Genomic DNA, 19,356 nt, shown 5'->3' on the forward strand with positions numbered 1-19,356 from the left:
CGGTCATGTCCGGCCCGCTCCTGCTGGCCATCGGGGTATCCGTACTGGCGGGCCTTGTGTCCTTCATCTCACCGTGTGTGCTGCCCCTGGTGCCCGGCTACGTCGGCTATGTCACGGGCCTGACCGGCACGACGCTCAAAGAGCAGCGGACCCGCACCGTCTTGGCGGGCGTGGGCCTGTTCGTGCTGGGCTTCGCCGCGGTCTTCGTGGCCTTCGGGACGTTGTTCTCCGCGGTGGGCGCCCTGCTCACGCAGTACCTCGACATCATCACCCGGATCATGGGGATCGTGGTGATCCTGGCCGGGGTGGTGTTCATGGGCGGCTTCACCTGGTTGCAGCGCGACCGCCATCTGGGGGTGCGCCCGGCCGCCGGACTGTGGGGCGCACCGCTGCTGGGCGCGACCTTCGCCCTGGGCTGGGCCCCGTGCATCGGCCCGACCCTGGCCGCCGTGCTCACCCTGTCCACCAGCTTCGGTGGAACGGGCTCGCCCTGGCGCGGGGCCCTGCTGACGTTCTGCTACTGCCTGGGCCTGGGCATCCCGTTCCTGGTGGTGGCCTTCCTGCTGAGCAAGGGGTTGGGCCGGCTGGCCTGGTTGCGCCGCCACCAGCGGGCGATCGTGGTGGCCGGCGGCGTCATGTTGATCCTCTTGGGGATCGTATTGGTCAGTGGATTGTGGAACGCCTGGATGGCTCGGCTGCAGCTGAGCGTTGGCGGATTTGAGACGGTGATTTGATGAGTGGCGGACCAGCCGATCGCAAGGACGAACTGGCCGAGGCCGGGACGGGCTCCCAGCCGGGCGCGGAACCCGGCGCGCGTGCCGGCGGGCCCGGTGGCCCCGGCAAGAAGGCAGCGCCCGATATCGGCTTCATCGGCATGCTGCGCTGGGGTTGGCGGCAGCTGACCACGATGCGCTCCGCGCTGATCCTGCTGCTCATCCTGGCCCTGGCCGCCATTCCCGGCTCCCTGTTGCCCCAGCGGATCCAGGATCCGGCGCGGGTCACGAACTACATCGACGCCAATGGCGCCTGGGGGCAGATCGCCGACAAACTGCAGCTGTTCGACGTCTATTCGAGCTTCTGGTTCTCCGCCGTCTACATTCTGCTGATGATCTCGCTGATCGGCTGTGTCATCCCGCGCACCAGCCAGCACTTCAAGGCGATGCGGGCGCGTCCGCCCAAGGCCCCGCGCCGGCTGACCCGGATGCCCGGTTATGAGTCCTTCCCATTGGCCTCCGTCGGCCGTGCGGACGAGGAGGCGGCCGCCGACGGTGCCGGCGCCCGGGGGGCAGGCGGGGACCTCGGCGCCGATGAACTGCTCGATGCGGCGGCGGCCAAGCTGAAGTCGGCGGGCTACCGGATCGACCGGCACGCCGACCACGTCGCGGCCGAGCGCGGCTATCTGCGCGAGACCGGCAACCTGCTGTTCCACGTGGGCATCCTGGCGGTCACCGTGACCATGGCGATCGGTTCGACCCTGGGCTATTCGGGCCAGCGGATCCTGGTCCAGGGCGAGACCTTCACGAACTCACTGGTGTCCTATGACTCGTTCACCCCTGGCCGCTTCTTCTCACCCGACCGGTTGCCGGACTTTCGGCTCAAACTCAACGACTTCGAATCGAGCTTCGACTCGACCAGCTCCGGACCGCAGTTCGGCCAGCCGCGCACCTTCGCCGCCGATGTCACGGAGACCCGCGACGGGGTCGAATCCCGGCATGAACTGCAGGTCAACGAGCCCATCCGGATGGACGGCTCGCGCGCCTACCTGACCGGCAACGGCTATGCGCCGAAGGTCACGGTGCGCAATAACGCGGGCGATGTCGTGTTCGCCGGCCCCGTGGTGTTCCTGCCCGCCGATGGCAACTACGCCTCGCGCGGGGTCATCAAGGTGCCCGACACCGGAGGAGCCGGTTCCGGGGTGACGACCAGCGGCAGCACGAGCGATCAGCTGGGCTTCGGCGGGGTGCTGCTGCCCACCGCGGGAGTCAACGACGACGGAGAACTCATCTCCACCTTCGCCGAGCTGCGCAATCCCGTGCTGGCCCTGAGCGTCTGGAAGGGCGATCTGGGCCTGGGCGAGGGCGTGCCGCAATCGGTCTACGAACTCGACACCGACAAGATGCAACAGGTGCGCAACTCCGAGGGCCAGCCGATGACCCTGCGGATGAGCCCGGGACAGACGGAGGACCTGCCCGATGGCATGGGTTCGATCACCTTCGACGGGATCGACAAGTTCGTCTCCCTCGATGTGCGCTACGACCCCACGCAGGGCCTGATGCTGGTGTTCGCGGTGCTGCTGTTCGCGGGCCTGGCAGGATCGATGTTCGTGCCCAGACGGCGCATGTGGGTGCGCGTCAAGGACGGCACGGTCGAGGTCGCCGCCCTGGCCCGCGGTGACGATCCGCGGGTCGAACAGGCCGCGCGGGCCCTAAGCGTAGACTTGCAGGACCGAGAAGACTAGCCGGGGACCCCGGCGGAGGATACCGATGGACGTCAATATCACCCTTGCCTCATGGTCGAATCTGCTTTTGTATTCGGCCCTGGCGGTCTATGCGCTGAGCTTCCTGTTCTACGCGTTCGACCTGTTCGGCCGGCAGCGCGTCACTGCGGCCGATGCCGCCCGTGAACAGGGGAAGAAGACCGCGGGTGCGGGCACTGCCGGCGCTGCGGGTAGGGCTGCGAATGCGGCTGGAGCGCAGAGCCGGACGACCGGTCGGAAACGATCCGTGGTCGGCAGCGGGGCCACAGCCGTGGCCGAGAAGACCGCGGAGAAAGCCTCGGTTTCACACCAGGCGACGGGTGCAGGGAAGTCCGGCGGCGGTGCGGCCGGGAAGTCCGGCGCGGCCGGAGAATCCGATGCTGCGGTAACCGGTGGGCGGCGCAAGCTCGCGGCCCTGGGCACGAACATGTTCGTCATCGGGCTGCTGCTGCACATCGCCTCGATCGTCACCCGCTGCCTATCGGTGATGCGGGTGCCGTGGGGCAATATGATGGAATACCTCATGGTCGCCACGGCGATCGCCGGCATCGTCTACCTGGTGGTCATGAAATGGCGCGATGTGCGCTACCTGGGCACCTTCGTCTCCGGGGCCATCATGATGGGCCTGGGCCTGTGCATCACGGTGTTCTACACCCCGGCTGCCCAGCTGGTCCCGGCCCTGCAGTCCTACTGGATCTACATCCACGTGCCGATCGCGATCCTGTCCACGGCGCTGCTGTCTATCTCCGCGGCCCTGGCCGTCTTCCAGATGCTCAAGGCCTTCGTGGAGACCCGTCACGCAGCGGTGGAGTCGGCCAAGAAGAAGGCCGCGAAGGCCGAGGCCAGGGCCCAGAAGGTGGCAGCGGCCGAGGGCGGGGAATCGGCTCCGGTCGCGAGCTCGCAGGCGAAGCGGGCCCAGCGCGAATCCGCCTCCGTCAAGGGCGTACCCGGCTGGCTGCGCTGGCTGGACAAGGACCGCATCCCCTCGTCGAAGTCGATCGAACAGGTCAGCTACCGGATCGCGGCCGTCGGCTTCATCACCTGGACGTTCACGCTGATCGCCGGAGCCATCTGGGCCGAGGTCGCCTGGGGCCGCTACTGGGGCTGGGACTCCAAGGAGATCTGGACCTTCGTCGTCTGGGTCGTCTACGCGGCGTATCTGCACTCGCGGGCCACCCGCGGTTGGAGCGCGAACAAGGTTGCGGTGTTGAACCTGGTGGGTTTCCTGTGCATCGTCTTCAACTTCACGATCGTCAACACCTACTTCAACGGTCTGCACTCCTACTCGGGGCTGTAACATTTCGCCGAGTGACCGGCGGGAACCAGTCGCTCGGCGAGCCCACAGGGCGCCTTGGACGTGTGACAATCGAAGGGAGTCGATTTCCGGCGCCGATGCCGGAACGCACGTGGAAGAGGTGGTACTCATGAGTTCGAACCCCGACCAGCCGAGTGTGGACGCCGCGCTCGAAGACGAGATGAGCGGACCGGTGACCTATGAGCGGCGCGGCCTGGCCGGCATCGTCACCCTGGCATCCACCGCGGACCGCAACGCGATCAGCCTGGCGATGATCGGCGAGGTCAAGGCCGCCGTCCAACGGGCCTACGACGACGAGGACGTCCGCTACGTCGTCCTCACCCACACCGGAAACACCTTTTGCGCGGGCGCGGACCTGCGCGAACAGAAGGGTTTCGGCGCCACTCCCGAACACCTACAGGTGCGCCGTGGACTGGAGCTGGGCGACCTGTTCTCTCTCCTGCTGGCCGGACCCAAGCCGGTGGTGGGCGCGGTCTACGGTCACGTGCGCGCCGGGGGCACAGGACTGGTCGCGGCCTGCGATGTGGTCTTCGCCGGGCCCGAGGCGAGTTTCGCCATGACCGAGGTCCGGATCGGTGCGGCTCCCACCGTCACCGTTGCGGTGCTCGAGGAGCGCCTGACCCCGCGGGCCATGGCCGAACTGTCGATGCGGGGCAATGTCATCGATGCGGCAGAGGCCCAGCGGGTCGGGCTGATCACCCGGGTCGTCCCCGATGTGGACGAGGCCCTGGACTCCTTCGCCGCAGACCTGCAGGCGGCCGGTCCATCGGGTCTGGAGGCGGCGAAGGGCCTGGCGAACCGGAGGGTCGTGGACAATGTGGCCCGCCGGACGCCGGAACTGGCGGTGTTGTCGGCGCGTCTGTTCATGGCGGCCGAGGCCCAGGCCGGGATGCGCGCCTTCCTGCGGCACGAGCCCGCCCCCTGGGTGCCACAGGACTGAGCGCCCCTGAAAATCCGCACCCCTGAAAATCATTGGGGCGTTTGTCTCAGATTCGACCGTTCATACGGCCCAATCTGGAACAAACGCCCCAATGATTTCGGGACCTGCGATTCAGCGGTCCTCGTCGTCGCGTTTGGTCACGTCTCCGGCATCCGCGTCGGGCCGGTCCTCGCGCTCATGTGCCTCACGGCGCCTGCGCTGTTCGAGGTCGTCCTGGATCCGCCGCAGGTATTCCGGATCATCATCCGGTGCGATGGGGCCGCGGCGGCTGGGCTTTCCGGCGGAGCGGCCGGGCCCGGCCACGGTGCCACGGCCGAAGATGTACCACATGAGCAGCCCGATCAGCGGGATGAAGAGGATGATGAAGAACCAGCCCCACTTCGGCATGATTCTGATGACTGTGCGATCTCGCATCGCGCAGTCGAACAGACTGTACAGGGTGATCGCCACCAGAATGACGACACCGGCAATTAACCCTCTAGCCACGCTCCCAGTCTAACGGACTAACATTGTGGATCATGCGTCAGTTCCTCTTGTACAATCTGGCCCGGATCGGCCTGTTCGTCCTCGTCCTGGCGGTGATGATCGGCATCTTCAAGTGGTCGCTCATCACCGGGATCGCGGCGATCCTCATCTCCACCATGCTCAGCTATCTGCTGCTGGGCCGGCTGCGCGATTCGGCGACGAATGCAATGGTCGACCGGGTTGAGGATCGGCGCAAGCGCAAGGCGGCGCAACCTGCGAAGAAGTCGGCGGACGCCCAGGCGGAAGACGCCGAGGTCGATCAGCTCGAAGAGCGCCGCACCAAAGAGGACTGAACGCCCGGTGGAGCTCGGGGCGGCTAGAGTGCCAGGCCCAGGGCCAGGAGGGCCGCCCAGAGCAGGGCTGCGATCCCGGTCTGTTTGATCGGCGGGATCAGGGCGGTCCCGGTGGACTTGCCCAGGACGATCCGCAGCGGCGGAATGGTCAGCACGACCGCCAGCACCGCCAGGAGCGCGGCCGGGTGGCCGGTGAGGATCGGCACCAACAGCAGGATGAAGGGCGCGATGACCAGGACGGCGTAGGCTATGCGCGCCCTGATATCCCCCAGCAGCGAGGCCAGCGTGGTCTTGCCCGTCAACGGATCCGTATCGATGTCGCGCAGATTGTTGACCATGAGCACGGAACAGGCGAACAGGCCCTGGCCCACCGCTCCGGCCCATGCTGTCGGGGAGAGCTGGTGGACCATCGCATAGGTGGTGCCCAGTACGGCGACCAGGCCGAAGAAGATGAAGACGAACAGTTCCCCCAAGGCGATGTAGCCATAGGGGTGTTTCCCACCCGTGTAGTACCAGGCCGCCAGGACGGCCAGTACGCCCACGGGGATCAGCCACCACGATTGGGTCAACAGGGTCATGGCGACACCCGCTACACCCGCCACTCCGAAGCTTAAGAACGCGGCGCGTTTGACCCGGGGCGGGGAGACCAGCCCCGATCCGGTCAGGCGCAGCGGTCCCACTCGTTCGTCGTCGGTGCCGCGGACGCCATCGGAGTAGTCATTGGCGAAGTTCGACCCGATCTGCAGGGCCAGGGATACGAGGAGGGCCAGCAGGGGTGTGATGATGAGCTGCCAGGCGGGAACCTGGAGGATCTGCGATTTTCCGACATCGCCGATGACGATTTCGCGCAGTCCGCCGATCTGACCCAGCGCAGCGCCGGTTCCCACCAGCACCGGGGCCACCGCCAGCGGCAGGGTGCGCAGCCGAGCGCCTTCGATCCACTGGGAGAACGTCGCCATGTGCCAAGCCTTCTTTCCTAAAATGACCGTTCTATTTTATGCGGGTCGAGCGATATCGTGCCAGGTGGGACGAGGTTAACGGTGGAAGAGAGCCCCGGATCACACAGTCATGTGGTGATTCCCATGCGGTGATTCCGTGGGATCAAGCGGCTCGCGACTGGGCCACAGCGCACCACGCCGCGCGCCGGCGCGGTTCAGCCCAGGGCCCGCACGGCCAGTTCGCGGGCAGCCCGCCGATCCGGTTTGCCGATGCCCTTGGCCGGGATCGTCGTCACGGGCAGCACGAAGCGCGGCCGGTGGATCCCCGGGAACGAGGCGGGCAGCAGTTCTTTGAGTTCGGCCGCCAGGTCCGCTGCACGTGCCCCCTCGCCGGTCACTGCGAAGGGGCCGGAGTCCGCGCGCAGCAGCGCGACCAGGGCCGCGCCCCACTCGGGGTCGGGCAGCCAGGTGAGCAGGACCTCGGCGACGCCGTGCGGTTCCAGGGCTGCCAACAGTGCGTTCTCCACAGCCAGGGGCGGGATGTTCTCCCCGCCGACCACGATGACGTCGTCGGCACGGCCCAACACGTCGAGCACCCCGTCGCTGATGCGGCCAAGGTCGCTGGTGGTGAAGGAGCGCGTGGCACCTGAGCCTGCGAACCCCGTGCCGGTATCCGGCAGGGCGCGCAGTAGTGCCGGAGCATCCTCCAAGCGCACATAGGAATCCGCCAGCACGGGCCCGGCCAAGACCACGCGCGACTGTGCGTCGATCGACATGTGGACGCCGTCGAAGGGCACGCCGTTGTAGACGCAGCCGCCGCCAGTCTCCGACATGCCGTAGGTGCGCACGATCCGCAGGCCCGCGGCCTCGGCGGCTGCCATCACGGAGGGCGCGACCGAGGCCCCGCCCAGCAGGATCGCATCGAACCTACCCGCGGCCCGGGTCGCCGCCGTATCGCGCAGGATCCGCACCAATTGTGTGGGCACCAGGGAGGCGTAGAGGCGTGCGGCCTGGCCGGCCTCGGAGACCAGGCGGTCCACATCTGCGGTGAAGCCCGCGGCGTCGAAATGACCCAGTGAGACCAGGGGAGTGGTGCCGGCCATGAGCGAGCGCAGCAGCACCTGGGCGCCGGCGATGTGGTGCGGGGCCAGCGGCAGGTACCAGGTGCCCGGCCCGCCCAGTGCTGCCTCGGTCGCGCGGCCCGATACCTCGAGGGCCCTGGCGGACAGGGCCACGCCCTTGGGGTCACCCGTGGAACCGGAGGTGTAGACGACCAGGGCGGGCGGCGCCTGGTCCCCCCTGGCCGGGTCGGGGCGGAAGGCCTCAGGTGCCACCACGTGGACCTCGCCGGACCGGGATGCGGGTAAGACCACGGTGTGCCGGCCGGCCATGGCGCCGGCCAGCAATTCGCTCAGTTCGGCCGGGGTTGGGCGCAGGGTGCGGACGGGGTTCACTGTGCTGTTCATGCTGCTCTGTGGCTCGGACAATCCGGTGGGGTCCCGCTCAGTAGTACCAGGGGTAGGGCGACCAGTCGGGGTCGCGCTTTTCCAGGAAGGCGTCGCGGCCCTCGACCGCCTCGTCGGTCATATAGCCCAGGCGGGTGGCCTCGCCGGCGAAGACCTGCTGGCCCATCAGACCATCGTCGGCCAGGTTGAAGGCGAACTTGAGCATCCGCTGGGCGTTGGGGGACTTGCCCAGGATCTCGTGGGCCATGGTCAGGGCCGCGTTCTCCAGATCGGCGTGGTCGACGACCTCGTTGACCGCGCCCATGTCGGCCATGTCCTGCGCGGAGTAGGTGCGGCCCAGGAAGAAGATCTCACGGGCCTTCTTCTGGCCCACCATCTTCGCCAGGTAGGCGCTGCCGTAGCCGGCGTCGTAGCTGCCCACGTCCGCGTCTGTCTGCTTGAACTTCGCGTGTTCGCGGCTGGCGATGGTCATATCGCAGACCACGTGCAGGCTGTGCCCGCCGCCGGCCGCCCAGCCCGGTACCACCGCGATGACGACCTTGGGCATCATCCGGATGAGGCGCTGGACCTCCAGGATGTGCAGCCGGCCGGCGCGCGCCGGGTCGACCGATTCGGCGGTCTCGCCGGAGGCGTACTGGTAGCCCGAGCGCCCGCGGATCCGCTGGTCCCCGCCGGAGCAGAAGGCCCAGCCGCCGTCCTTGGGGCTGGGGCCGTTGCCGGTCAGCAGCACGCAGCCCACGTCCGAGGTCTGCCTGGCGTGGTCGAGCGCCCGGTACAGTTCGTCGACGGTGTGGGGCCGGAAGGCGTTGCGGACCTCGGGCCGGTCGAAGGCGATGCGCACGCAGCCGAAGTCGGAGCCGTCGGGGTTGAGCGCCCGATGGTAGGTGATGTCGGTGAAGTCGAAGCCCGCGACCTCCCGCCACTTGGTCGGATCGAAGATCTCGGATACCGATGCCGGGTTCTGTGCGGGGTCGGTCTGCGTCTCACTCATGGACTCAAGTCTAGTTCGGTGGACCTACGTCTAGTTCGGTCGGCGCGCACTAGGGTGGGGTCATGACCGATTCGCGCGTACCCCCAGTGCCGTCCTCCGTACCCGCTCCCGTCCATCCTGACCTGCCCGCGGACCCGCGCGAGCTGTTCGACGATATCCGCGTGGTCTGCCTGCCGATGGTTGCGAAGTTCCGCGGTATCACGGTGCGTGAGGCGATGCTGGTGCACGGTCCGGCCGGTTGGGCGGAGTTCTCGCCGTTCACCGAATACGACACCGCCGAGGCCTCCCGCTGGCTGGCCGCCACCGTCGAGTACGCGAGCTGTGACTACGCCGAGCTGGTGGGCGGTCCGGCTGCGGAATCGGCTGCGGTCCCGGCGCTGGACCCCGTGCCCGTCAACGGCACCGTGCCCGCCTGCCCTGCGGCGGACGTGCCGGGCATCCTGGCCCGTTACGACGGAGTGCGCACCGTCAAGATCAAGGTGGCAGAGCGCGGGGCCGCGACTCTGGCCGACGACCTGGCGCGGATCCGCGCGGTGATGGCCGCCGGGCCGCAGCTGCGCCTGCGCCTGGACGCCAACGGCCGTTACACCCCGGCCGAGGCGCAGCATGCCCTGCGCGCCTTCGCCGCACTGCCCGGCTTCACCGAACGGCTCGAATACATCGAACAGCCCGTGCTGGACACCGAGGACCTGGCCCGACTGCACGACTGGGTCGCCGCCGCCGGCCTGCCGCTGCGCCTGGCAGCCGACGAATCCATCCGCAAGGCCTCCGACCCACTGCGAGTCGCGCGGTTGGGGGCGGCCGACCAGATCATCGTCAAGGTCCAGCCGCTGGGCGGCATCCGGGCCGCGCGCGAGGTCGTCGCGGCCGCCGGCCTGCCCGCCACGGTCTCCAGTGCGCTGGACACCTCGGTCGGCCTGGCGGCCGGCGTCGCCCTGGCCGCCGCGCTGCGCGGGGGAGCGGGCTGCTCGGCCGCGGGCGCCGCCGGCCCCGGGCCTGCGGGCGGCGCGAGGCTGCCGGGCGGCGCGGGCGGTCGGACCGGGAGCGGGGCCTCGGCCCAGGAGGTGTGGGCCGCTGGCCTGGGCACCAGCTCGCTGTTCGCCCGCGACGTCGTCGACCCGCCGCTGCGCGCCCACGCCGGAGTCCTGTCGCCAGGGCGAATCAGCCCCGACCCCGCGGCCCTGGCCGCCCTGGCCGCCCCCGCCCCACGCACAGCCTGGTGGCTTGAGCGGCTGGACCGCTGCTGGGCCCACCTGTCACAAAGGTAGGAAGGTGTCATGAACTTCCGCTCGTGGGGCCCGGAAAGCGACCTTTTCCGACACCGACCTACTTGTGTGACACCTCGGCGCAGAGGTGGTGCGGTAGCAGCGGAATCCGGCTCGCCGGGGTCTAAGCGCGCGTGCGGCGCACAGGCCCCAGCAACATGCCCTGGTGCCGGGCCAGGGCCAGCAGCACGATGCCCGCGGCCAGGGCGACGACCAGCGTGACCACCGAGGCCTCGATGCCCATCGATCCGCCGGTCAGCCAGGCGGGCCCTGACCAGTGTGCTTCGAACAGGCCGGTGCGCTCGCCGGTGCCGGAGACGTTCGAGGAGAAGATCCCGCCCTGGACGAAGTTCCACGCCACGTGGATGCCGATCGCCAGCCACAGCCGGCGGGTCAGCAGATAGGCCGCACCCAGCAGGACGCCGGCCTCCAGCATGATGGCCACGGCGCCGAAGACCGATGCGCCGGGGTTGCTCAGATGCACCAGCCCGAACAGCACAGAGGTGATCGCCAGTGCGGCCCAACTGCCCAGCCAGGCATCGAGGACGCGCAGCAGGAACCCGCGGAACAGGATTTCCTCCATGAAACCCGCACCGATCCCGATGGCTGCGGCGTAGAACAGGCCGTCCCACAGCGCAGGGCCGGTGGTGATGCCGGTGGTCCGGTAGCCGCCGAACAGGGCGATCACACCGACGGACACCCCCATCAGCACGAGTCCGGTGCCCAGGCCGGTGACGAATTCGATGAGGCGCTGGTGCTTGCCAAGGCCCAGGCCCGGATTGCCCGCGATGAAGCGCATGATGAGCAGATAGAACACGAAGGACAGAGCGGCGCCCACGACCATGCCGATGAGCATGTCGAGCCCGCCGAACACCGACATCCCGGCCTGCGCCACATCGGCGGTGGAGCCATCGGGCCGGACCACCCGGACGGACGCGCCCGCGCCAGTGGCGGCGTCGATGGTGAGGCTCCCGCGCAGCAGGGCGGAGAAGAACGTGACGACACCGGCGACCAACTGGGCCGCGAAGAAGGCCACGATCCCCACGACGAGCTGCCAGACCCGGTGCGCGTCGCCCCGGAAGACGGAAGGGGTCCGTGGGGTCACTGACTCGGCATAGGGATTGGGCGGGTAGCTCATAGTTCCATCATAGTTCGGTGGAAAAATAGGGCCGATGAATGCTTCCACCGCCTCCGCTCGCGCCCTCGCCGTCGAACTGCTCCGCCTGGGCCTACGCCATGTCGTCATCTGCCCCGGCTCGCGCTCGGCTCCGCTGACCTACGCCTTCGCGGAACTGGCCAGGCAGGGGCTGGTGGAAACGAGTGTGCGGATCGACGAGCGCGATGCCGGCTTCCTGGCATTGGGCCTGGCCAAGGGCCTGCGGGCCGAGGGCTCGGGCGACGGGCTGGTCGCGGTGGTGACGACCTCGGGCACCGCCGTCGCGAATCTGCACCCGGCAGTGCTCGAGGCCTCCTACTCCCATGTCCCCCTGCTCCTGCTGACGGCCGACCGGCCCGCCCGGCTGCGCGCCACCGGGGCCAATCAGACGATCGACGATCAGTCGCGGGTGCTGACCGATGTGCGGGCGGGCATTGACGTGGAGGTCGGTGGCGACGCCCCGAACGCGGCCCGGGTGGCGGCCGAGGCGGCCCTGGGCTCCGGATTCGCCGGGACCGTGGCGGGTGGTTCGGTGGGGGAGCCCGCCGGCGGCGCGTTGGGCCCCGGCGCCCTGGCCGGCACACCCGGTCCGGTGCAGCTGAACATCCAGTTTGACGTCCCCCTGGTGCCCGAACGCGTGGACTTCCCCTGGACGCCCGCGGGATCAGAGGCCGCGCCCGCGCAGGCTCCGGCGCCGTTGGATCCCCGGCTGGGTGAGGCCCTGCACCGGCTGGACCCCACGAGCACCGTGGTGCTCGCCGGTGACGACTTCGGATTGGGCCAGCGGCGCGTGGGCGAACTGGCCACCCGCCTGGGCCTGCCCGTCCTGGCCGAACCGACTGCGCCCCTGTTCGTCCACCAGCATGCCGTGGCCCGCCACACCGAGGTGCTGGCGGGCGCGCCGACCCTGCGAACACGGATCGCCACGGTGGTGGTCGCGGGCAAACCCACGCTGTTCAGGCCCGATGCCAAGCTCCTCGCCGATCCCGCGGTGACCCTCGTCCACGTGCAGGCCGATCTGGACCGAGTGGACGACGCGGCCTGGGCCGAGTTGGCTCTGGGCCTGGGGGATGTGCGGGGTCCGGATGTGCCGGGTGCCGCACCCTGGCTCGCCGAATGGCTGGAGGCCGGGCGCGCGCTCGCCGCACAGGACGAAGGTGCCGAGCACGACTCGGCTGCAGCCGCCGGCTCGCCTGCGGCCGGAGCGGGCGGCGCTGGTCAGCCCTCCGGCCCAGCGGCCCTCATCGCCCCGGTGCTGCGGGCCGAGGGCCATGTGCTGCTGGCCAGCTCATCGGTGGTCCGCTATGCCGACCGGATCACGGATCGGCACGCGCGGATCAGCGCGAGCCGCGGTCTGGCGGGTATCGACGGACTCGTGTCCACCGCCGTCGGCATGGCCAGGGTGCTGGCCGGGCCGAAGCCGGGTGCGGCCTCGGCCCCGGTCAGGCTGTTGATCGGGGATCTGGCGCTGCTCCACGACGCCGGCGGGCTGCTGCGGATGACGGGCGAGGCACGCGCGAGTCTGCAGATCTTCGTCCTCAACGACGACGGCGGACGGATCTTCGCGGGCCTCGAACACGGGCAGGACTACCTGGCGCCCTACTTCGGTCCGTACTTCGCGACCCCGCACGGTCGGGGCTTTGCCCATCTGGCGGCCGAATACGACTGGCACTACGAGAGCCTGGACGGCCCCGCCGCAGTGTCCCGAGTAGTCGCCGAGGCCCGCCCCGGCCTCTACGAGATCCCCCTCCCACCCGTCCTGTCCTGACGGTGGTACCACATGCGCTGGGTGGCAGCAGATGCGCGCGCATCTCGTGCCACCCAGCGCAAGTGGTACCACCGAAAAGGCGCGGGCACTCGACCCGAGGGGCGCCCGACTTGCGAGTACCACCGAAAAGGCGCGGGCACTCGACCCGAGGGGCGCCTGACTTGCGAGTACCACCGAAAAGGCGGGGGTGGATTACTCCAGGCCGAGGGCTTGGCGCATGGGCTTCATCTTGGCCCAGGTCTCGGCCAGTTCGGACTCCGGATCGGAATCGGGCATGATCCCGGCGCCGGCCCACAGCCGGATCCGGTCGCGGGCCTCGAGCTGTCCGCAGCGCAGGGCGATGCCCAACTGGCCGTTGCCGTAGCCGTCGACCCAGCCGATGGGACCTGCGAAGCGGCCCCGGTCGGCCGCCTCGGATTCCCGGATCACCCTGGTCGCCTGATCCGTGGGCACCCCGCCCACCGCAGCGGTCGGATGCACGGCCGCCGCGACCTCGAGCGCCCATGGCCGATCGGCCGCCCCACCGGTCCCGGGGCCGGCTCCAGGGCCGAGGTCCCCGGCGCCACCGCGCACCCCGCCCGCAGCGGCGCTCCCCGCCGTCGGGACCCGGGTATCCAGCGTGCCACGGGCATCGCTGGCCAGGTGGATGACATTGCTCAGGGCCAGCAGATGCGGTTCGGAATCCACCCGTAGATCGGAGCTCAGGGGTGTCAGGGACTGTTCGAGGGAGTGGATCGCATAGCGATGCTCCTGCGAGTCCTTGTGCGCGCCCAGCTGCTTGCGCGCTGCATCGAGCTCGGACTCCGGATCGTGCTGGACCCGGTAGGTCCCGGCCAGCACGCGGGAGGACACGACTCCGTCCTGCACGCCGATGAGCAGTTCGGGAGTCGCCCCCACCAGGCCCGCCACCGCATAGGTCCACGTCGACGGGAAGGCCCGGTTCAGCCGGCCCAATACCGCGCGCAGATCGATGTCGGCATCGGCCTGCACCACGGTGTCACGGGCCAGGACCACCTTCAGCAAATCGTCTGCGGGGTCGTCGGCGGCCGCGCGCAGCCGGGCGGAGACCTCGCCGACGATCCTCCGGTACTTCCCCGCGGTGACTCGCCCGGCCGACAGCCTGGCCCCGCGTACCGGGGACAACTGGGCATCGGACAGCCGAAGGGGGCTGACGTCCTGGTCGGGATAGGTGATTTGCGTCAGCCAGACCCGGCCATCGCGCCGGCCCATCAGGAAAGTGGGCACGTCGATGACACTGGCGGTCCGCGAATCGTCGGCGAATGCCAGGGAGCTGAAGCCCAGCAGGCCGGAACCGGGCAACTGGACCGGATCGTCGACCTCCGCCGTACCCGCCAGCGCTCGCCAGGCCGCGGACAGTCGGGTGAAGCGGTCGGCCCCGGTGGCGCTCAGGCGCAGGGTCCGGCCGAAGCCCACCAGGCCGGAATGGCCCCTGACCCAGCAGGCCAGGGTGTCGGTGGGAAGTTTGGTCAGGAAGTCCTCGGGACTGGTGGGCAGGCCACTGGAGAAGGGCCGGGGCGCCTCCGGGTTGACGCCGTCGATGAACCACGAGCGCACGCGCAGGCTCGGCAGGCCGGAGGTTGTGGGGGCCGAAGTGTCCTCAAGATCGAAACGCATCACCCTTCAATGCTAAGCGGCCGGATGCCGGTTCGAGGCCGCGGCCGGGGACCGGTTTCCGGCCCCCGTCGGACACCGGTCCGCGGACCGGGTGAGCAAGGATACAGAGACGATCCCCGCCCCGGGTGGTCAGGTGGGCGCGCGGGCTGAGAAACTAGGCGTATGACTCGCGCGAACCTGGACAAGCAGAAGACCGACGTCGCATCGATGTTCGACGCCGTGGCCGAACGCTACGACCTGACCAACGATGCCATGACGTTCGGGATCTCGCGCTGGTGGCGCGTGGAGAACACCAAGGCCGTCGACCCGCAGCCCGGCGAGAAGATCCTCGACCTGGCCGCCGGCACGGGCTCATCCTCGGTGCCCTATGCCAGGGCCGGCGCGCAGGTGATCGCAGGCGATATCTCCGAGGGGATGCTGGAGGTGGGGCGGCGCCGCCACCCCGAAATCGAGTTCGTCTACGCCGATGCGCTCGACCTGCCCTTCGACGACGAGACCTTCGACGCGGTGACCATCACCTATGGCTTCCGCAATGTCCAGGACACCGCCACCGCCCTGTCCGAGATGTACCGGGTCCTCAAACCGGGCGGGCGCCTCATCGTCTCCGAGTTCTCCACCCCCACCTTCAAGCCCTTCGCCAAGTTCTACAAGGGCTACATCATGCGCGCCCTGCCGGCCGTCGCCAAGGCCGTCAGCTCCAGTCCCGACGCCTATGTTTACCTGGCCGAATCGATCCGCGCCTGGCCGGCCCAGGTGCCGCTGGCCCACCTGATCCGCGACGCCGGGTTCGACCGCGTGCAGTACCGCAACCTCACCGGCGGGATCGTCGCCCTGCACCGCGGTTACAAGCCGGCCGCCCCGGCACCGGCGACAGCAGCGCCCGAGGCCCCCGCACGTGCGGAGGGCAACCCGGGTGCCGCCTCGGCGGGGGTCGCCTGAGGTGCAGACCGTCAGCGCCGATGTCATCGTCGTGGGCGCGGGACCGGCGGGCGCCTCGGCCGCGGCACACCTGGCTCGGGCCGGTCTGGACGTCGTCGTCCTGGAGAAGGCCCGGTTCCCGCGCGATAAGATCTGCGGCGATGCGCTGACCCCGCGGGCCGTGCACGAACTGGGCCTGCTGGGCCTGGACAAGTCGGACGAACCCGGCTGGCACCGCAACCGGGGCCTGCGGCTGATCGGCGGCGGGCACCGCCTGGAGATCGACTGGCCCAGCGTCGCCGGCCTGCCGGATTATGGGCTGACGCGCCCGCGGATGAAGCTCGACGAGGACCTGGCCCGCCACGCGCAGGCCAGTGGTGCAACCCTGTACGAGAACACCATGGCCCTGCACCCGACCTTCGGCGCCGATGGCTGGGTCGACGGGATCCAGGCCACGGCGACCAATGACAAGGGTCGCAAGATCGGCCCCGAGACCCACTTCCGCGCGCCCGTTGTGTTGGCCGCGGACGGGGTGTCGGCGCGCACCGCCGTGCAGATGGGCAATGAGAAGCGCGAGGACCGGCCGATGGGCGTGGCCGTGCGCACCTACTACCGGACGCCGCGGTCGCAGGACGAGTTCATCGAGAGCTGGCTGGAACTGCGCCCGAAGGCCGAACCCGGCACTGCCCAAGCCGGCCGCGGCGACGGGCTGGGCGATCCGATGCCCGGCTACGGCTGGCTGTTCCCGATGGGCGACGGCACGGCGAACGTGGGGCTGGGCATCCTCGACACCTCGCCGATGTTCGGCAAAGTCGACTACCGCAAGGTGCTGCGCGACTGGATCGAGGCGATGGGCGCCGAATGGCAGATCGACGAGACCTGTACCACCGGGCCCGTGAAGTCCGCCGCCCTGCCCATGGCCTTCAACCGCACCCCGCACTTCGACCGCGGCGTGCTGCTGCTCGGTGATGCGGCCGGGATGGTCAACCCGTTCAACGGGGAGGGCATCGACTATGCGATGGAATCCGGCCGCCTGGCCGCCGAGGTCGTGGCCACCTACCAGCACTATCCCACCGCCGCACGCCGGCGGGCACTGCACGGGTATGCGGAGTCGGTGCGCGGCGAATTGGGCTCCTATTTCACCCTGGGCCGGATTTTTGCTGAGATAATCGGTAAGCCGGAGCTGATGAATGTGGGGATCAAGTACGGTATGGGGAGCAGGGTCTTGATGAGATTCGTCGTCAAGCTGCTGGCGAACCTGTACAGTTCGCGGGCCAGTGAACGCGACCTCTACGACCATGTGATCTATGCGCTGAACCAGCTGGTGCCGGCGACGACGAACGACTGACGATGGGTACAACGGAACAGACTATGACCGAATCGGGCAACACCGGCACGCAGTCCCCTGCTACGGCGGCACAGGCTGGGACGACTCCTCCGGAGGCCGCGCCTGCTTCCCCCACGCCTGCGACCACGACCCAGGCGATCAGCATGGGGATGGGCGCAGTCGCGTTGGAACTGGCCGATTATCTGGAGCAGGTCGAGGACGTGCTCGGCGCTGCCGCCCGGCAGACCGATCCGCTGGTCGATGCGGCAGCCCACCACCTGATGAACGCCGGGGGCAAGCGGGCCCGGCCCATGCTGGTGTTGATGGCCGCGGGCCTGGGCGACCGGGATCGGCCCCAGGTCATCACCGCGGCGGCCGCGGTGGAACTGACCCACCTGGCCACGCTGTACCACGACGATGTGATGGACGAGGCCCCCGTGCGCCGCGGTGCGACCGCAGCCCAGCACGTGTGGGGTAATAACGTTGCCATTCTGACGGGCGACCTGTTGTTCGCCAAGGCGTCCCTGCTGTCGGCGGACCTCGGCCCGCGCGCGGTGGTGCTGCAGGCGGAGACCTTCGAGCGCCTGGTGCTCGGCCAGCTGCACGAGACCATCGGCCCGGTCGACGGGGCCGACCCGCTGCGCCACCACCTCGGCGTGCTGGCCGACAAGACCGGTTCGCTGATCGCCGCGGCCACGGAGTTCGGGCTGCTGGCCTCGGGTGCGCCCGAGGAGTACATTGCGCCGCTGCGCTCCTTCGGCGAGCGGGTGGGCGTGGCCTTCCAGCTGGCCGATGACATCATCGACCTGGACAGCGCGCCGGACCAGTCCGGCAAGACGCCGGGGACCGATCTGCGCGAGGGCGTGCCCACCCTGCCGATGCTCTATGTGCGGGCCGCGGCGGCCGCAGGGGACGCGGACGCGGTGCGCGTGGTGGAGCTGATGGACCGGGACCTGAGCAGCGACGAGGCCCTGGAAACCGCCAGGGTCGCGCTGGTCGCCCACCCCGCGATGGAACGGGCCCGGGCCGAGGCCCGTCGCTGGGTCACAGCGGCCCTGGACGATCTGGCGCCGCTGCCGGCCGGTGGGGTCAAGGACGATCTGATCGCCTTCGCCCATCAAGTCGTTAACCGCGTCGGCTGATCCGGCGGTGGCTCCACAAGTGCACCTGTGGAGCCACTCGGCAAGGCGCGGGCCTACCGGCGGCGGGAGGCGCGGAGCATGTCGACGGTGATGATGACGATCGCCACCCAGACGATGAAGAAGCCCGCCCAGCGCGCGGGATCCATGTGCTCGTGGAACACGGTCAGCGCGAAGATGAACTGCATGGTCGGGGCGATGTACTGCATCATCCCCACCCAGCTCAGCGGCACCCGGCTGGCCGCACCGGAGAACATGATGAGCGGGACCGCGGTGATGGGCCCCAGGAACACCATCGCCACGACCTGCCAGGGCCCGCCGGCGGTGAAGTGCGATCCGCTGGTGGCCAGGAGGAAGCCGATATAGGCCAGGGCGAACGGGGTGAGGACCATGGTCTCGATCGTGAACCCGGGCAGTGCCCCGACCTTGCCGCCCACCCGGTTCTTGATCAGGCCGTAGAGCCCGAAGGACACCGCAAGGCCCAGGCTCCACCAGGGCACGCGGCCGTAGGCCACCGTGATGACGACGACCGCTACCACCCCTACGGCCACGGCGACCCACTGCGCCGGGCGCAGGCGCTCGCGCAGGAACACCACGCCCAACAGGATCGACAGCAGCGGGTTGATGAAATAGCCCAGTGAGCTCTCCAGGACGTGGCCGGTGAGCACGGCGTAGATCATGATGGTCCAGTTCGCGCAGGCGAACAGCGAGGCCAGGGTCAGGGTGGAGAACAGCCTGCCGTTGCGGCAGATGGCCCAGACCTCGCGGAAGGTGCGGGTCAGCGCCAGCAGGATGACGCACAGGACGATCGACCAGACGACCCGGTGGGCCAGCACCTCCAGGCCACTGGCGGGTTTGGCCGCGTTGAACGCGAAGGGCATGAAGCCCCAGAGGAAGTACGCGCCACAGCCCAGGAACAGGCCAAGGCGCCGGTTGTCGCGGACATCGGCGGGGACCTCGGCGGATGAAGGCGCGGGGGCACCAGCGGTTGCGGCGGGGACTGGATCATTGGAAGCGGGAGTCGACACAGGGGGATTCTAGCCACCGTCCGCTGGGCGGGACGGAACTGCCCACCCACTGGGCCCGGACCTCGGCCGCCGGACTACCGCCGCCGGACCGCAGCCGCGGGACAAAGTCACATGGCCTACTAAGGGGAACCCAACTAGAATGGTGGGGGCTGCCGGCGTGAACACCGGTGCCACAC

Annotated in this window: 17 protein-coding genes; 10 read left to right on the forward strand and 7 right to left on the reverse strand. The window is 69.3% G+C overall.

Annotation, left to right across the window (positions count from 1 at the left end):
• Positions 1 to 5 precede the first annotated feature (5 nt).
• From NQ036_RS08285 to NQ036_RS08300, 4 genes are all read left to right on the forward strand, one after another.
• Positions 6 to 734: a cytochrome c biogenesis CcdA family protein gene (locus tag NQ036_RS08285; RefSeq protein ID WP_257048309.1), complete on the forward strand. Its 729-nt coding sequence runs from the start codon at positions 6 to 8 to the stop codon at positions 732 to 734.
• Entirely contained in the window at positions 734 to 2,458 is a 1,725-nt protein-coding gene (locus tag NQ036_RS08290; protein ID WP_257048253.1) for a cytochrome c biogenesis protein ResB, read from the forward strand. Before NQ036_RS08285 ends, NQ036_RS08290 begins: the two co-directional genes overlap by 1 nt.
• 25 nt (positions 2,459 to 2,483) lie before the next feature.
• Positions 2,484 to 3,773 (forward strand): c-type cytochrome biogenesis protein CcsB, encoded by a 1,290-nt coding sequence (gene ccsB / locus NQ036_RS08295; RefSeq protein ID WP_257048255.1) that lies wholly within the window; start codon positions 2,484 to 2,486, stop codon positions 3,771 to 3,773.
• Positions 3,774 to 3,900: 127 nt separating this feature from the next.
• Positions 3,901 to 4,731: an enoyl-CoA hydratase-related protein gene (locus NQ036_RS08300; RefSeq protein ID WP_257058259.1), complete on the forward strand. Its 831-nt coding sequence runs from the start codon at positions 3,901 to 3,903 to the stop codon at positions 4,729 to 4,731.
• 111 nt (positions 4,732 to 4,842) lie between these two features.
• Here the strand turns inward: NQ036_RS08300 and NQ036_RS08305 are convergent, their stop codons facing one another.
• Entirely contained in the window at positions 4,843 to 5,217 is a 375-nt protein-coding gene (locus tag NQ036_RS08305) for a PLD nuclease N-terminal domain-containing protein (protein ID WP_257058261.1), read from the reverse strand.
• 32 nt (positions 5,218 to 5,249) lie between these two features.
• Here NQ036_RS08305 and NQ036_RS08310 point away from each other — a divergent pair, with 32 nt between their 5' ends.
• Positions 5,250 to 5,549, forward strand: a complete 300-nt coding sequence (locus NQ036_RS08310; protein WP_257048259.1) for a DUF4229 domain-containing protein — start codon at positions 5,250 to 5,252, stop codon at positions 5,547 to 5,549.
• Between the two features lie 23 nt (positions 5,550 to 5,572).
• Here the strand turns inward: NQ036_RS08310 and NQ036_RS08315 are convergent, their stop codons facing one another.
• The 3 genes from NQ036_RS08315 to NQ036_RS08325 all read right to left on the reverse strand — a co-directional run bounded on the left by NQ036_RS08315 (position 5,573) and on the right by NQ036_RS08325 (position 8,944).
• The gene (locus NQ036_RS08315) at positions 5,573 to 6,508 is read right to left on the reverse strand and encodes a 1,4-dihydroxy-2-naphthoate polyprenyltransferase (RefSeq protein WP_257048261.1); all 936 of its coding nucleotides are present in this window, start codon (positions 6,506 to 6,508) and stop codon (positions 5,573 to 5,575) included.
• Between the two features lie 194 nt (positions 6,509 to 6,702).
• Positions 6,703 to 7,953: an AMP-binding protein gene (locus NQ036_RS08320; RefSeq protein ID WP_257058263.1), complete on the reverse strand. Its 1,251-nt coding sequence runs from the start codon at positions 7,951 to 7,953 to the stop codon at positions 6,703 to 6,705.
• Between the two features lie 37 nt (positions 7,954 to 7,990).
• The gene (locus NQ036_RS08325; RefSeq protein WP_257048264.1) at positions 7,991 to 8,944 is read right to left on the reverse strand and encodes a 1,4-dihydroxy-2-naphthoyl-CoA synthase; all 954 of its coding nucleotides are present in this window, start codon (positions 8,942 to 8,944) and stop codon (positions 7,991 to 7,993) included.
• Between the two features lie 62 nt (positions 8,945 to 9,006).
• Here NQ036_RS08325 and NQ036_RS08330 point away from each other — a divergent pair, with 62 nt between their 5' ends.
• Positions 9,007 to 10,212, forward strand: a complete 1,206-nt coding sequence (locus tag NQ036_RS08330; RefSeq protein WP_257058265.1) for an o-succinylbenzoate synthase — start codon at positions 9,007 to 9,009, stop codon at positions 10,210 to 10,212.
• Between the two features lie 121 nt (positions 10,213 to 10,333).
• Here the strand turns inward: NQ036_RS08330 and NQ036_RS08335 are convergent, their stop codons facing one another.
• Positions 10,334 to 11,347 (reverse strand): CPBP family intramembrane glutamic endopeptidase, encoded by a 1,014-nt coding sequence (locus NQ036_RS08335; RefSeq protein WP_257048268.1) that lies wholly within the window; start codon positions 11,345 to 11,347, stop codon positions 10,334 to 10,336.
• A gap of 34 nt (positions 11,348 to 11,381) precedes the next feature.
• On the opposite strand from NQ036_RS08335, the gene NQ036_RS08340 reads away from it, so the two are divergent.
• Positions 11,382 to 13,133, forward strand: coding sequence for a thiamine pyrophosphate-binding protein (locus NQ036_RS08340; RefSeq protein ID WP_257058278.1), 1,752 nt, complete (start codon positions 11,382 to 11,384; stop codon positions 13,131 to 13,133).
• 192 nt (positions 13,134 to 13,325) lie between these two features.
• Here the strand turns inward: NQ036_RS08340 and NQ036_RS08345 are convergent, their stop codons facing one another.
• Complete coding sequence (locus tag NQ036_RS08345) at positions 13,326 to 14,768, reverse strand: isochorismate synthase MenF (RefSeq protein ID WP_257058279.1); 1,443 nt, start codon at positions 14,766 to 14,768, stop codon at positions 13,326 to 13,328.
• Between the two features lie 162 nt (positions 14,769 to 14,930).
• Between NQ036_RS08345 and NQ036_RS08350 the strand changes: the two genes are divergently transcribed.
• From NQ036_RS08350 to NQ036_RS08360, 3 genes are read left to right on the forward strand one after another with little or no spacing between them, the layout of a single operon-like run.
• Positions 14,931 to 15,707, forward strand: a complete 777-nt coding sequence (locus NQ036_RS08350; RefSeq protein WP_257058281.1) for a demethylmenaquinone methyltransferase — start codon at positions 14,931 to 14,933, stop codon at positions 15,705 to 15,707.
• A 1-nt stretch (position 15,708) separates the two neighbouring features.
• On the forward strand, positions 15,709 to 17,034 hold the full coding sequence (locus NQ036_RS08355) for a geranylgeranyl reductase family protein (protein ID WP_257058284.1): 1,326 nt from the start codon (positions 15,709 to 15,711) through the stop codon (positions 17,032 to 17,034).
• Positions 17,035 to 17,057: 23 nt separating this feature from the next.
• Complete coding sequence (locus NQ036_RS08360; protein ID WP_257058286.1) at positions 17,058 to 18,155, forward strand: polyprenyl synthetase family protein; 1,098 nt, start codon at positions 17,058 to 17,060, stop codon at positions 18,153 to 18,155.
• Between the two features lie 53 nt (positions 18,156 to 18,208).
• Here the strand turns inward: NQ036_RS08360 and rarD are convergent, their stop codons facing one another.
• Positions 18,209 to 19,180: an EamA family transporter RarD gene (gene rarD / locus NQ036_RS08365; protein ID WP_257058290.1), complete on the reverse strand. Its 972-nt coding sequence runs from the start codon at positions 19,178 to 19,180 to the stop codon at positions 18,209 to 18,211.
• Positions 19,181 to 19,356 lie beyond the last annotated feature (176 nt).

Origin of the sequence: Brevibacterium sp. 91QC2O2 (genome assembly GCF_024580695.1) — a bacterium.
GTDB lineage: Bacteria > Actinomycetota > Actinomycetes > Actinomycetales > Brevibacteriaceae > Brevibacterium > Brevibacterium moorei.